We start from the raw sequence: 13,722 nt of genomic DNA, 5'->3' as shown, positions 1-13,722 counted from the left end.
AACTCGCCTTATCCGGCGCCCACTTGGTGGGCGCCGGTTCCGTTTCGCGTACGTGTCGCCGGGAGCTGGGCGGTATTGACATGATCATGAAGAGTCATGAGCCTGGCGTCTGTTCACTTTCGTGGCAGACAACAGCAAGGGGGGCTTATGAGACGCAGAGCGAGAGCGATCCTCGCCGCTGCATCACTCCTGACGGCCGCACTGGTGGCGGCACCCGTCGCCCAGGCCAGTCAGGGCTCTGCCGACGACGAGTCCATCGTCGTGTGGAACGCCAAGGTCAGCCGCGCACAGCTGCCGCTGCTCCTGGAGGCCGGCGCCGACGCCCAGGAACTGGGCCCCGAGCTGCCCGCCAAGGGCTCGGCCGGCATCGAGCTGTACCTGACCAAGACCCAGGCCGCCGCCCTGCGGGGCAAGGGCGTCGAGCTCACCGAGCACAAGGTCTCCGCGCAGACCCAGAAGCGCCTCAAGGCCGCGGGCGACGGGGTGTTCCGGCCGTACAGCGGCAAGAACGGGCTGAAGCAGGAGATCCTCGACACCGGGAAGGCCAACCCGGAGCTCACCAAGGTCGAGTCGATCGGCAAGACCGTCAGGGGCCAGGACATCCTCGCCGTCAAGCTCACCAAGGGCGCCCGGAAGTCCAAGGACGGCTCGAAGCCCGCCACGCTGTACATGTCCAACCAGCACGCCCGTGAGTGGATCACCCCGGAGATGACCCGGCGGCTGATGCACTACTACCTCGACAACTACGGCAAGGACCCGCGGATCACCAAGATCGTGGACTCCACCGAGCTGTGGTTCGTGATCTCCGCCAACCCGGACGGCTACGACTTCACGTTCACCCCGGGCCACCGGCTGTGGCGCAAGAACCTCCGCGACAACAACGGCGACGGCAAGATCACCGTCGGCGACGGCGTCGACCCCAACCGGAACTTCCCCTACAAGTGGGGCTACGACAACGAGGGTTCGTCCCCCGACCCGGCGAGCGAGACCTACCGCGGCCCGAGCGCGGGCAGCGAGCCCGAGACCAAGGCGCTGGACTCCTTCGAGAAGCGGGTCCACTTCAACTACGCCATCAACTACCACTCCGCGGCCGAACTGCTGCTGTACGGAGTGGGCTGGCAGGTCGCCACGCCGACCCCCGACGACATCATCTACAAGTCGCTCGCGGGCACCCCCGACAAGCCGGCCATCCCCGGCTACCTCTCCGAGGTCTCCTCCGCGCTCTACACCACCAACGGCGAGGCCGACGGCCACGCGGCGAACGTCAACGGCACGATGATGTTCACCCCGGAGATGTCGACCTGCACCACCGCCTCGAACGTGGACCCCAACGACCAGTGGAACGCGGCCGACTGTCCCTCGGACTTCAACTTCCCCGACAGCGAGAAGCTGATCCAGGGCGAGTTCGAGAAGAACATCCCCTTCGCGCTCTCCGTCGCCGAGACCACCGCCCACCCCGACCGGCCGTCCTCCTCGGTCGGCATCGACGCGCCCGACTTCACCCCGGACACCTTCGCCACCTCGTACACGCGTGACGACGACCAGGAAGTCGCCGTCACCGCACGCAAGTCGGTGCGCGACAAGAGGCTCAACTACCGCATCGACGGCGGCCGTACGCGGACCGAGGACCTGGAGCCCTGGAAGGGCGGCGACGTCTTCGGCGGGCACGACAACATCCGCTTCGACCAGTACCGCGCCAAGGTCGAGGACGCCAACGCCGGTGACAAGGTCGAGGTCTGGTACACCGGGCGCACCGCCGAGGGCAAACCGACCTCCAGCAAGCCGTTCACGTACACCGTGGCCGACCGGCCCGAGGCGGACACCCTGGTGCTCGCCGACGAGGGCGGCAGCGCCCCGGCCAAGAACGCCGCGCTCTACACCAAGGCGCTCGCCGACAACGGCAGGAAGGCCGCGGTCTGGGACGTCGCCACCCAGGGCACGCCGAGCGCGCTCGGCGTGCTCAGCCACTTCAAGAACGTGGTCTGGTACAGCGGCAGCCACCAGCCGACGGCCGCGACCACCTTCGCCGTACGCGACTTCGTCAACGAGGGAGGCAGACTGGTCGACGCGGGCGAGCAGGCGGGCGGCAGCGTCGACCTCGGCGGCGGCGCCCTGTCCGACGACTTCTCGCAGTACTACCTCGGCGCCTACAACAAGGCCGGGATCAAGTCCCCGCCGGCCTTCGCCGGGACGGGACGGCTCGCGGGCGCGAAGGCCTCGCTGGGCGCCGCACCCGGCAGCCCGCCGACCACGGCCGGTACGTACACCGTCACGTCCGACACGCTCAATCCGCAGCAGTTCCCGCAGTTCAAGAGCGTCGCCGCAGGTGACTACCCCGGCGTCCGCACCCCGTTCGAGCCCGCCGAGGGCTCCTGGTTCGCCGCGGCGAAGCACCAGGACAACGCGTACATGAGGCTCGCCCGCACCGTCGACCTGGCGCAGACGGCCGCATCCGCCAAGCCCAGCCTCGACTTCCAGCTCAGCTACGACACCGAACCCGGCTACGACCAGGTCGTCATCGAGGCCCACACCGTCGGACAGAACGACTGGACGACCCTGCCGGACGTCAACGGGGGCAGTACCACCAGCGTCCCCAGCCAGTGTGAACAGGGCTTCCTGCTCCAGTCGCACCCCTTCCTCGCGCACTACCTCACGCTCGGCTCGCCCTCCTGCAAGGCGACCGGCAGCACCGGCGGCTGGAACCGCTTCACCGGCTCCTCCAACGGCTGGCAGCAGGTCTCGGTCGACCTCAGCGCCTACGCGGGCAAGCAGGTCGAGGTCGCCGTGTCCTACGTGTCCGACTCGGGCACCGGAGGCCTGGGCGCCTTCGTCGACGACACCAGGCTCGTCGTCGGCGGCACCGTGCAGGGCGCCGAGGGCTTCGAGACCTCGCTCGGCCCCTGGAGCGTGCCGGGACCGCCCGCCGGCAGCCCCGGCAACGTCGGCGACTGGGCCCGCTCCCAGGCGCTGTTCCACTCCTCGGCGGCGATCACCACCCGCAGCACCGTCCTCCTCGGCTTCGGCCTGGAGAACGTGCCCGCGGCCGCCGACCGCAAGCAGGTCATCGCCAAGGCGCTCAGCGCACTGCACCGCTGACGCCGCGTAATGGGGCCGAAAGTCCCTGGAGGCCCGTACCCGCAAGTAGGTACGGGCCTCCGGGCCGCTCAGGGCCCCATTTCGGAACCATCCGGACGCGCTCGATGTCACCCCGGCGTCCCCGGGGAGGTAGGGTCGTAAGCGGTCGGGGACATCCCATACAACTCGCCGGCGTCGAAACCCGGCGTACCTAACGAGGAGATCGGTTCGTGACGATCCGCGTAGGCATCAACGGCTTTGGCCGCATCGGGCGCAACTACTTCCGCGCGCTGCTGAAGCAGGGTGCTGACATCGAGATCGTGGCTGTCAACGACCTGGGTGACACCGCGACCACTGCTCACCTGCTGAAGTACGACACCATTCTGGGTCGTCTCAAGGCCGAGGTCACCCACACCGCCGACACCATCACGGTCGACGGCCACACCATCAAGGTGCTCTCCGAGCGCAACCCGGCCGACATCCCCTGGGGTCAGCTGGGCGTCGACATCGTCATCGAGTCGACCGGCATCTTCACCAAGAAGGCCGACGCCGAGAAGCACATCGCCGGCGGTGCCAAGAAGGTCCTCATCTCGGCTCCGGCCAAGGACGAAGACATCACCATCGTGATGGGCGTCAACCAGGACAAGTACGACGCGGCTCAGCACCACGTCATCTCCAACGCCTCCTGCACCACCAACTGCGTGGCGCCGATGGCCAAGGTGCTCGACGAGAGCTTCGGCATCGTCAAGGGCCTGATGACGACGGTCCACGCGTACACCAACGACCAGCGGATCCTGGACTTCCCGCACTCGGACCTGCGCCGTGCGCGTGCCGCCGCCGAGAACATCATCCCGACCACGACCGGCGCCGCGAAGGCCACCGCTCTGGTCCTCCCGCAGCTCAAGGGCAAGCTGGACGGCATCGCCATGCGCGTCCCGGTCCCGACCGGTTCGGCCACCGACCTCGTCGTCGAGCTGACCCGCGAGGTCACCAAGGACGAGGTCAACGCCGCGTTCAAGAAGGCCGCCGACGACGGCGACCTCAAGGGCATCCTGTACTACACCGAGGACCCGATCGTCTCCTCGGACATCGTCAGCGACCCGGCCTCCTGCACCTTCGACTCCCTCATGACGATGGTTCAGGACGGCAAGACGGTGAAGATCCTGGGCTGGTACGACAACGAGTGGGGCTACTCCAACCGCCTCGTCGACCTGACCGTCTTCGTCGGCGGCCAGCTCTGACACGGTCCGGTAGGCACCTGATGTGAGCTACAGGGCTCGGGCAGCGCAACGAAGCGCTGTACGGGCCCTGTCGCCTGTCCAGACCCCCCGTCACGTACCTCCAAGGAGTCCCCGTAATGAAGACGATCGACGAACTTCTCGCCGAAGGGGTCGCGGGCAAGCGGGTATTCGTCCGCGCCGACCTCAACGTGCCGCTGGCAGGCGGCCTCATCACCGACGACGGCCGCATCCGCGCCGTGCTGCCCACCGTCAAGGCGCTCGTCGCCGCCGACGCCAAGGTCGTCGTGGCCTCCCACCTCGGCCGTCCCAAGGGCGCCCCGGACCCGCAGTTCTCGCTGCTCCCCGCCGCCGAGCGGCTCGCCGAACTCCTCGGCGCCCCGGTCGCGTTCGCGCAGGACACCGTCGGCCCCGCCGCCCACGACGCGGTCAACGGGCTCCAGCCCGGCCAGGTCGCGGTCATCGAGAACCTGCGTTTCAACGCCGGTGAGACGGCCAAGGACGACACCGAGCGCGGCGAGTTCGCCGACCGGCTCGCCGCCCTCGCCGATGTGTACGTGGGTGACGGCTTCGGCGCCGTGCACCGCAAGCACGCCTCGGTCTTCGACCTCCCGGCGCGCCTTCCGCACTACGCGGGCCACCTCATCGCCACCGAGGTCGGCGTCCTCAAGAAGCTCACCGAGGACGTCAAGCGCCCCTACACCGTGGTCCTCGGCGGCGCCAAGGTCTCCGACAAGCTCGCCGTCATCGACGAGCTGCTCGGCAAGGCCGACCGCCTGCTCATCGGCGGCGGCATGGCGTACACCTTCCTCAAGGCCAAGGGGTACGAGGTCGGCATCTCCCTCCTCCAGGAGGACCAGATCCCGGTCGTCCAGGAGTACATGAAGCGCGCCGAGGAGACCGGCGTCGAGCTGGTGCTCCCGGTCGACGTGCTGGTCTCGGCCGACTTCCCGGACCTGAAGACCAAGGCCCCCGCCAGCTTCGACACCGTCGACTCGGACAAGATCCCCGCGGACAAGGAGGGCCTTGACATCGGCCCCAAGTCCCGCGAATTGTTCGCCTCGAAGATCACCGACGCCGAGACGGTCTTCTGGAACGGCCCGGTCGGCGTCGCCGAGCACCCCGACTACGCCGGTGGCACCACCGCCATCGCGCAGGCCCTGCTCGACAGCAAGGGCTTCACGGTCGTCGGCGGCGGTGACTCCGCCGCGGCCGTCCGCAACCTGGGCTTCGACGAGTCGAAGTTCGGCCACATCTCGACCGGTGGCGGCGCCAGCCTCGAATACCTCGAGGGCAAGACGCTTCCCGGCCTCGCCGCACTGGAGGACTGAACACCTGTGAGCACCCGTACCCCGCTGATGGCGGGCAACTGGAAGATGAACCTCAACCACCTAGAGGCCATCGCGCACGTCCAGAAGCTCGCCTTCGCGCTCGCCGACAAGGACTACGAGGCCGTCGAGGTCGCGGTCCTGCCGCCCTTCGTCGACCTGCGTTCCGTGCAGACCCTCGTGGACGGCGACAAGCTCAAGATCAAGTACGGCGCCCAGGACATCTCGGCGCACGACTCCGGTGCCTACACCGGCGAGATCTCGGGCCCGATGCTGTCCAAGCTGAAGTGCACCTACGTCGCCGTCGGTCACTCCGAGCGCCGCCAGTACCACGCCGAGTCCGACGAGATCTGCAACGCCAAGGTGAAGGCCGCCTACCAGCACGGCCTGACCCCGATCCTCTGCATCGGCGAGGGCCTGGACATCCGCAAGGCCGGCCGGCAGGTCCCGTACACGCTGGCCCAGCTCGACGGCGGCCTCAAGGACATCCCGGCCGAGCAGGCCGAGTCCATCGTGATCGCGTACGAGCCGGTGTGGGCCATCGGCACCGGCGAGGTCGCCACCCCCGAGGACGCCCAGGAAGTCTGCGGTGCGATCCGCGCCCGCCTCGCCGAGCTGTACTCGCAGGAGCTCGCCGACAAGGTGCGCATCCAGTACGGCGGCTCGGTGAAGTCCGGGAACGTCGCCGCGATCATGGCGCAGCCCGACGTGGACGGCGCTCTGGTGGGCGGCGCGGCGCTGGACGCCGACGAGTTCGTCAAGATCGTCCGCTTCCGCGACCAGTAAGTATGCGGTAGCGCGGATCCGTCGTACCCTTGCGGGGGCCGGTGGGGTGTTATGGAACGTGACGCCGCCGGCCCCCCTCGTCATATCAGTCCTAGGAAGTTGGTCCAGCCGTGATTGTCGGGTTCTCGATTGCCCTGATCGTCTTCAGCCTGCTGCTGATGCTGCTGGTGCTGATGCACAAGGGAAAGGGCGGCGGCCTCTCCGACATGTTCGGCGGTGGCATGCAGTCCTCCGTCGGCGGCTCCTCGGTCGCCGAGCGCAACCTCGACCGGATCACCATCGTGATCGGTCTGCTGTGGTTCGCGTGCATTGTCGTACTTGGTCTGCTGATGAAGCTCAAGTAAGCAGTCGTCGTTCGGCGTTTCGGGGGTGGGGTGTAACTCCAATCGCTGGACGCGCGTTGGGCCTTACGTAGACTGGGGCATCTTCGAGCACCATCACGCAGGGAGTTACGACCGTGGCAAGTGGCAACGCGATCCGGGGAAGCCGGGTCGGAGCGGGGCCGATGGGGGAGGCCGAGCGGGGCGAGTCCGCGCCGCGCCTCCGCATCTCCTTCTGGTGCTCGAACGGGCACGAGACGCAGCCGAGCTTCGCCAGTGACGCACAGGTTCCGGAGACGTGGGACTGCCCGCGCTGCGGATTCCCCGCAGGACAGGACCGGGACAACCCGCCGGACCCGCCGCGCACCGAGCCGTACAAGACCCACCTCGCGTACGTACGGGAACGGCGCAGCGACGCGGACGGCGAGGCGATCCTCGCGGAGGCGCTGGCCAAGCTCCGGGGCGAGATCTGACAGTTGAAGGGCCCAATGGGTGAACTCGGTTCGCCTGCGGGGCCCTTCGGTGCGTCCGGGCCCCTTCGGCGTGCACACCCCCGGCCCGAAGGATGAAAGCGCAGGTCGGAGCCGATTGTCAGTGGTGCCCTCTACCTTGTGAAGCAGCCGATCACGAGGGGGAGTTGTGGCAGCAGTGCAAGCCGTCCAGAGCGCGGCGGCGACGGCGCCGGCCTGGCGCGGGGGATTCGGAAGGCTCTGGACGGCCGCCGTCGTCAGCCGTCTCGGTGACGCGCTGCGCACGGCCGCGCTGCCGCTCCTCGCCACCACGCTCACCGCCGATCCGTTCCTCGTCGTGCTCGTCACGGCCTGCGGCTATCTGCCGTGGCTGCTGTTCGGACTGCTCGGCGGGGCGATCGCCGACCGGGTGGACCAGCGCCGCGCCATGTGGGCCGTCGATCTGGTCCGCGGCGCCCTGGTCGCCGCCTTCGCGCTGGCCGTCGCCCTGGGGCACGCCTCGACAGTCCTGCTGATCGTGCTGGCCTTCGCGCTCACCACCCTCCAGACCCTCTTCGACAACGCGGCCACCGCGCTGCTGCCCTCGCTGGTGCCCCGCGAGGCGCTGGCCGGCGCGAACGCCCGGGTGATGACCGGGCAGCAGATCGCGGGCGGCTTCCTGGCGGCCCCGCTGGTGCCGGCGCTCCTCGCCGTCGGAGCCGCGGCGCCGTACGGGGTGGACGCGGTCAGCTATGTGCTCGCCGCGGCACTCGTCGCCTCACTGCGGCCCGAGGCGCCCCGGCGGGCGGACCGCAAGCCCGGGTCCACCCTGCGCGGGGAGATATCCGAAGGGCTGCGGGCGCTCCGGGCCGACCGGGTGCTGCGCGGACTGTGCGCCGCCACCACCGTGTGCAACATCGGCATGGGCGCCCTCATCGCCACCCTGGTGCTCCACGTCACCGGCTGGCTGCACGCCGGGCACGGCGGCTATGCCGCGGCCATCACGGCGTACGGCGCCGGCAGCGTGACCGGCGGGCTGCTCGCCAAACGGCTCTCCCAGCGGCTCGGGCGGATACGGAGCGTGCTCATCGCCGGGATCGTCCAGACCGGCTGTCTGGCGGCCATGGGCACGATCCGTGAGCTGTGGGTGACGGTCGCCGCCCTGGCGCTGTTCGGGCTCATGGGGATGGTGTGGAACGTGAACCAGACGACGCTGATGCAGGAGCGCGCACCGGAGGCCATGCTGGGACGGGTGAGCGCGGCGTTCCGGACGCTCGCCGTCGCGGGCGCCCCGCTCGGCGCGCTGGCCGGCGGCGTGGCCGCGGCGTCCTGGGGCCTCAACACACCGGCCCTGCTCGCGTCCGGTTTGTTCGTGGTCGCGGTCGGCGTTCTGATTCCTGCCCTCGCCGCCTGATCAATTAGGTTGGAGGGGCAGCGGGGCAGGTACGCAAGTACGAGAAGAAGTGGGCTGATGCCGCAGATGAACGCAGGAAGCCGTACCAGGCTCAACCAGATGCCCGAGTGGATCGCACTGGGCAAGCACCGGGAGCAGTTGGGCGACACCCATCTGCGTGAGCTGTTCGCCGCCGAACCCGGTCGCGGCACCGGATACACCCTGCAGGTCGGCGATCTCTACCTCGACTACTCCAAGCATCTGGTGACCGACGAGACCCTCGCGCTGCTGCGCGAGCTGGCCTCGGCCGCCGATGTCGCCGGGCTGCGGGACGCCATGTTCCGCGGCGAGAAGATCAACACCACCGAGGACCGCGCCGTCCTGCACACCGCGCTGCGCGCCCCGCGCGACGCGGTGATCGAGGTCGACGGCGAGAACGTGGTGCCGGGCGTGCACGCCGTGCTCGACAAGATGGCCTCCTTCTCCGGGCGGATCCGCTCGGGCGAGTGGACCGGCCACACCGGCAAGCGCATCAAGAACGTCGTCAACATCGGCATCGGCGGCTCCGACCTCGGCCCCGCGATGGCGTACGAGGTCCTGAAGTCCTTCGCCGACCGGGAGTTGACGGTCCGGTTCGTGTCCAATGTCGACGGCGCCGACCTCCACGAGGCCGTCCGCGACCTGGACGCCGCCGAGACGCTGTTCATCATCGCGTCCAAGACCTTCACCACCATCGAGACCATCACCAACGCCACCTCGGCGCGCGACTGGCTGCTCACCGGGCTGAACGCCGGCCAGGAGGCCGTAGCCAAGCACTTCGTGGCGCTGTCGACCAATGCCGAGAAGGTCGCGGCGTTCGGCATCGACACGGACAACATGTTCGGGTTCTGGGACTGGGTCGGCGGCCGCTACTCCTTCGACTCGGCCATCGGTCTCTCCCTGATGATCGCCGTCGGGCCGGACCGGTTCCGCGAGATGCTCGACGGCTTCCACCTGGTCGACGAGCACTTCCGCACCGCCCCCGCGGAGTCCAACGCGCCTTTGCTGCTCGGCCTGTTGGGGGTCTGGTACGGCGCGTTCCACGACGCCCAGTCGCACGCGGTGCTGCCGTACAGCCATTACCTGTCCAAGTTCACCGCCTACCTCCAGCAGCTGGACATGGAGTCCAACGGCAAGTCCGTGGACCGCGACGGCAACCCGGTCGAGTGGCAGACCGGACCGGTCGTGTGGGGCACCCCGGGCACCAACGGGCAGCACGCCTACTACCAGTTGATCCACCAGGGTACGAAGGTCATCCCGGCCGACTTCATCGGTTTCGCCGAGCCGGTCGCCGACCTGCTGCCGGGCCTGGTGGCCCAGCACGACCTCCTGATGGCCAACTTCTTCGCCCAGACGCAGGCGCTGGCCTTCGGCAAGACGCCGGACGAGGTGCGGGCCGAGGGCGTGGCCGATGAGCTCGTGCCGCACAAGACGTTCCGGGGCAACCACCCCACCACCACGATCCTCGCCAAGGAGCTGACCCCCTCGGTCCTCGGCCAGCTGATCGCCCTGTACGAGCACAAGGTGTTCGTCCAGGGCGCCATCTGGAACATCGACTCCTTCGACCAGTGGGGCGTCGAGCTCGGCAAGGTCCTCGCCAAGCGCGTCGAGCCCGCCCTGACCGAGGGCGCGGACGTGCCGGGTCTCGACGTGTCGAGCAGGGCCCTGGTCGCCAAGTACCGCTCGCTGCGGGGGCGTTGAGGCGAAACACCCCGGCCCGCTCCACCCCGGGGGGGGTGAACCGGGCCGGTTCCCAAGGCGGTTGGCGTCAGGCGGACGCCGGGGGGTACAGCGTTCTCGGGAGCTGGGAGGCGGCCGCCGAGTCCAGCAGCCACAGGGTGCGGGCACGGCCGTAGGCGCCTGCCGCCGGGGCCTGGATCTCGCCCGCGCCCGACAGGGCTATCGCCGCGGCATGCGCCTTGTCCTCGCCCGCCGCGAGCAGCCACACCTCACGGGCCGCCCGGATCGCCGGGAGGGTCAGCGAGATCCGGGTGGGCGGCGGCTTCGGGGCGCCGTGCACCCCGACGACCGTCCGCTCGGTCTCCCGTACGCCCGGCAACTCCGGGAAGAGGGAGGCCACATGGGTGTCCGGGCCGACGCCGAGGAGCAGGACGTCGAACGTCGGCACCGGCCCGTGGTCCTCGGGGCCCGCGGCGGCCGCGAGCTCCGCCGCGTAGGCGGCCGCCGCCGCGTCGGCGTCACTGCCGTACGCCCCGCCCGAGGCCGGCATCGCGTGCACCCGCTTCGGGTCCAGCGGCACCGAGTCGAGCAGCGCCGCACGGGCCTGCGTGACGTTCCGCTCCGGGTCGCCCTCCGGCACGAAGCGCTCGTCGCCCCACCACAGGTCCAGGCGCGACCAGTCGATCGCGTCCCGGGCCGGTGAGGAGGCCAGCGCCGCGAGCAGGCCGTTGCCGTTGCGGCCGCCCGTGAGGACCACGGACGCCGAACCGCGGGCGGCCTGGGCGTCCACGACCTTCGTGATCAGCCGGGCCGCCGCGGCCTGGGCCATCAGCTCCTTGTCGCGGTGGACGACGAGCTGCGGCGTGCTCACTTGGCCGCTGCCTTCTTGACCGGAGCGGCCTTCTTCGCCGGAGCCGGCCTGGCGTCCGCCTCCGCGGGGGAGGGCGGTACGACCTTGGCCTCCACGGCCTCGCCGAGCCGGTCGACGCCGTACTTCAGCGCGGACGCGTAGGTGTCGTCCGGGTCGAGGCGGCGCAGTTCCTCCGCGATGAGCTCGGAGGTCTCGCGGCGCTTCAGCGCCACCGCGCGGTCCGGCTGGCCCTGCACGGAGAGCGTGGCGAGCGAGCCGTCGGCGCGGTCCAGGACGATCGGGCCGCCGTCCGTCTCCAGGCGCACGGCGGTGAGGCCGGGGCCCGACGACAACGAGCGCTTGACCGGTACGCTCAGCCGGTCCGCGAGCCACATGCCGAGCAGTTCGCAGCTCGGGTTGAACTCCTCGCCCTCCACCTCGACGGAGGTCACCTTGCAGGCGATCTGGTCGAGCGCCGCGGCCAGCATCGAACGCCACGGCGTGATGCGGGTCCACGACAGGTCGGTGTCGCCGGGGTGGTACGTCTCGGCGCGGGCGGTCAGCTCCTGGATGGGCTGCTCGGCCGCGTACGTGTCGGTCACCCGGCGCTGGGCGAGCGCGCCCAGCGGGTCCTTCGCCGGGTCGATCGGCGCGTTCACCGGCCACCAGACGACGACCGGCGCGTCCGGCAGGAGCAGCGGCAGGACCACCGACTGGGCGTGGTTGAGTACCTCGCCGTACAGCCGCAGGACCACCGTCTCGCCGGTGCCCGCGTCCGCGCCGACCCGCACCTCGGCGTCGAGCCGGGAGGTGGTGCGGTCGCGGGGCGAGCGCGAGACCCGCTTGATGACGACGAGCGTGCGCGAGGGGTGCTCGCGCGAGGCGTCGCTGGCCGCCCGCAGGGCGTCGTAGGCGTTCTCCTCGTCGGTGACGATGACGAGGGTGAGCACCATGCCGACGGCGGGGGTGCCGATGGCCCGGCGGCCCTGTACGAGCGCCTTGTTGATCTTGCTGGCCGTGGTGTCCGTAAGGTCGATCTTCATGGCCGACGCCAGCTCCGTCCGTCTCGTGCGAGCATTTCGTCCGCCTCGGCCGGTCCCCAGGTCCCGGACGGGTACTGGGCGGGCTTGCCGTGGGCGTCCCAGTACTGCTCGATCGGGTCGAGGATCTTCCAGGACAGCTCGACCTCCTCCACGCGCGGGAAGAGGTTGGAGTCGCCCAACAGGACGTCCAGGATGAGGCGTTCGTAGGCCTCGGGGCTCGACTCGGTGAAGGACTCGCCGTACGCGAAGTCCATGGAGACGTCCCTGACCTCCATCGAGGTGCCCGGCACCTTGGAGCCGAACCGCACGGTCACGCCTTCGTCCGGCTGCACCCGGATGACCAGGGCGTTCTGGCCCAGCTCCTCCGTGGCGGTGTGGTCGAAGGGGGAGTGCGGGGCGCGCTGGAAGACCACCGCGATCTCCGTGACGCGGCGGCCGAGGCGCTTGCCGGTGCGCAGGTAGAACGGAACGCCCGCCCAGCGGCGGTTGTCGATCTCCAGCTTGACCGCGGCGTAGGTGTCGGTCTTCGACTTGGGGTCGATGCCGTCTTCCTGGAGGTAGCCGACGGCCTTCTCGCCGCCCTGCCACCCGGCCGCGTACTGGGCCCGCACGGTGTCCTTGCCGAGGTCCTTCGGCAGCCGTACCGCGCCGAGCACCTTGGTCTTCTCCGCCGCGAGCGCGTCCGCGTCGAAGGAGGCGGGCTCCTCCATCGCGGTCAGCGCCATCAGCTGGAGCAGGTGGTTCTGGATGACGTCACGGGCGGCGCCGATGCCGTCGTAGTAGCCGGCCCGGCCGCCGATGCCGATGTCCTCGGCCATCGTGATCTGCACGTGGTCGACGTAGGAGCGGTTCCACAGCGGCTCGAACATGGTGTTCGCGAACCGCAGGGCCAGGATGTTCTGAACGGTCTCCTTGCCCAGGTAGTGGTCGATCCGGAAGACCTCGTTGGGCGGGAAGACCTCGTGCACGACCTGGTTGAGCTCCTTGGCGGAGACCAGGTCGTGGCCGAACGGCTTCTCGATGACCGCGCGGCGCCAGGAGCCGTTCTTCTGGTCGGCCAGACCGTGCTTCTTGAGCTGCTGGACGACCTTGGGGAAGAACTTCGGCGGCACCGACAGGTAGAACGCGAAGTTGCCGCCCGTGCCCTGCGCCTTGTCGAGCTCCTGGATGGTCGACTTCAGCGTCTCGAAGGCGTCGTCATCGTCGAAGTCGCCCTGGACGAAGCGCATCCCCTGGATGAGCTGCTGCCAGACCTCCTCGCGGAACGGCGTACGGGCGTGCGCCTTGACCGCGTCGTGCACCTCCTGCGCGAAGTCCTCGTCCTGCCACTCGCGGCGGGCGAAACCGATCAGGGAAAAGCCCGGCGGCAGCAGACCCCGGTTGGCGAGGTCGTAGACGGCGGGCATCAACTTTTTACGGGACAAATCGCCCGTGACGCCGAAGATCACCAGGCCCGACGGCCCCGCGATACGCGGGAGCCGTCGGTCTGCGGCGTCACGCAGCGGATTGCTGCTTGACAAG

General features: G+C 69.5%; 11 protein-coding genes. 8 read left to right on the top strand and 3 right to left on the bottom strand.

The window, feature by feature from the left end; genetic code table 11:
• The first annotated feature begins 147 nt into the window (after nucleotides 1–147).
• From ACIQ8J_RS00725 to pgi, 8 genes are all read left to right on the top strand, one after another.
• The gene (locus ACIQ8J_RS00725) at nucleotides 148–3,096 is read left to right on the top strand and encodes a M14 family zinc carboxypeptidase (RefSeq protein WP_403263448.1); all 2,949 of its coding nucleotides are present in this window, start codon (nucleotides 148–150) and stop codon (nucleotides 3,094–3,096) included.
• 209 nt (nucleotides 3,097–3,305) lie between these two features.
• The gene (gene gap / locus ACIQ8J_RS00720; RefSeq protein WP_403263447.1) at nucleotides 3,306–4,316 is read left to right on the top strand and encodes a type I glyceraldehyde-3-phosphate dehydrogenase; all 1,011 of its coding nucleotides are present in this window, start codon (nucleotides 3,306–3,308) and stop codon (nucleotides 4,314–4,316) included.
• Between the two features lie 116 nt (nucleotides 4,317–4,432).
• Nucleotides 4,433–5,644, top strand: a complete 1,212-nt coding sequence (locus ACIQ8J_RS00715) for a phosphoglycerate kinase (RefSeq protein WP_403263446.1) — start codon at nucleotides 4,433–4,435, stop codon at nucleotides 5,642–5,644.
• A 6-nt stretch (nucleotides 5,645–5,650) separates the two neighbouring features.
• Nucleotides 5,651–6,427 (top strand): triose-phosphate isomerase, encoded by a 777-nt coding sequence (tpiA, locus tag ACIQ8J_RS00710; protein ID WP_403263445.1) that lies wholly within the window; start codon nucleotides 5,651–5,653, stop codon nucleotides 6,425–6,427.
• 110 nt (nucleotides 6,428–6,537) lie between these two features.
• A complete protein-coding gene (gene secG / locus ACIQ8J_RS00705) occupies nucleotides 6,538–6,771 on the top strand; it encodes a preprotein translocase subunit SecG (protein ID WP_261711188.1) in 234 nt (77 codons plus the stop codon).
• A gap of 113 nt (nucleotides 6,772–6,884) precedes the next feature.
• Nucleotides 6,885–7,220: an RNA polymerase-binding protein RbpA gene (locus ACIQ8J_RS00700; protein WP_003976875.1), complete on the top strand. Its 336-nt coding sequence runs from the start codon at nucleotides 6,885–6,887 to the stop codon at nucleotides 7,218–7,220.
• Nucleotides 7,221–7,386: 166 nt separating this feature from the next.
• Complete coding sequence (locus tag ACIQ8J_RS00695; RefSeq protein WP_403263444.1) at nucleotides 7,387–8,610, top strand: MFS transporter; 1,224 nt, start codon at nucleotides 7,387–7,389, stop codon at nucleotides 8,608–8,610.
• Nucleotides 8,611–8,676: 66 nt separating this feature from the next.
• Entirely contained in the window at nucleotides 8,677–10,329 is a 1,653-nt protein-coding gene (pgi, locus tag ACIQ8J_RS00690; RefSeq protein WP_403265128.1) for a glucose-6-phosphate isomerase, read from the top strand.
• A gap of 67 nt (nucleotides 10,330–10,396) precedes the next feature.
• Here pgi and pgl read toward each other — a convergent pair whose 3' ends face one another.
• From pgl to zwf, 3 genes are read right to left on the bottom strand one after another with little or no spacing between them, the layout of a single operon-like run.
• Complete coding sequence (pgl, locus tag ACIQ8J_RS00685; RefSeq protein WP_403263443.1) at nucleotides 10,397–11,179, bottom strand: 6-phosphogluconolactonase; 783 nt, start codon at nucleotides 11,177–11,179, stop codon at nucleotides 10,397–10,399.
• Complete coding sequence (gene opcA / locus ACIQ8J_RS00680) at nucleotides 11,176–12,201, bottom strand: glucose-6-phosphate dehydrogenase assembly protein OpcA (protein WP_403263442.1); 1,026 nt, start codon at nucleotides 12,199–12,201, stop codon at nucleotides 11,176–11,178. Before opcA ends, pgl begins: the two co-directional genes overlap by 4 nt.
• Nucleotides 12,198–13,721 carry a glucose-6-phosphate dehydrogenase gene (gene zwf, locus ACIQ8J_RS00675; RefSeq protein WP_403263441.1) on the bottom strand — a complete coding sequence of 508 codons (1,524 nt, stop codon included), beginning with the start codon at nucleotides 13,719–13,721 and terminating at the stop codon, nucleotides 12,198–12,200. The genes opcA and zwf overlap by 4 nt, the downstream gene beginning before the upstream one ends.
• Between the last annotated feature and the right edge of the window lies 1 nt (nucleotide 13,722).

Origin of the sequence: Streptomyces sp. NPDC094147 (assembly GCF_044764265.1) — a bacterium.
In the GTDB taxonomy this organism is placed as follows: domain Bacteria; phylum Actinomycetota; class Actinomycetes; order Streptomycetales; family Streptomycetaceae; genus Streptomyces.
This window is presented reverse-complemented; position numbering and strand designations above follow the sequence as displayed.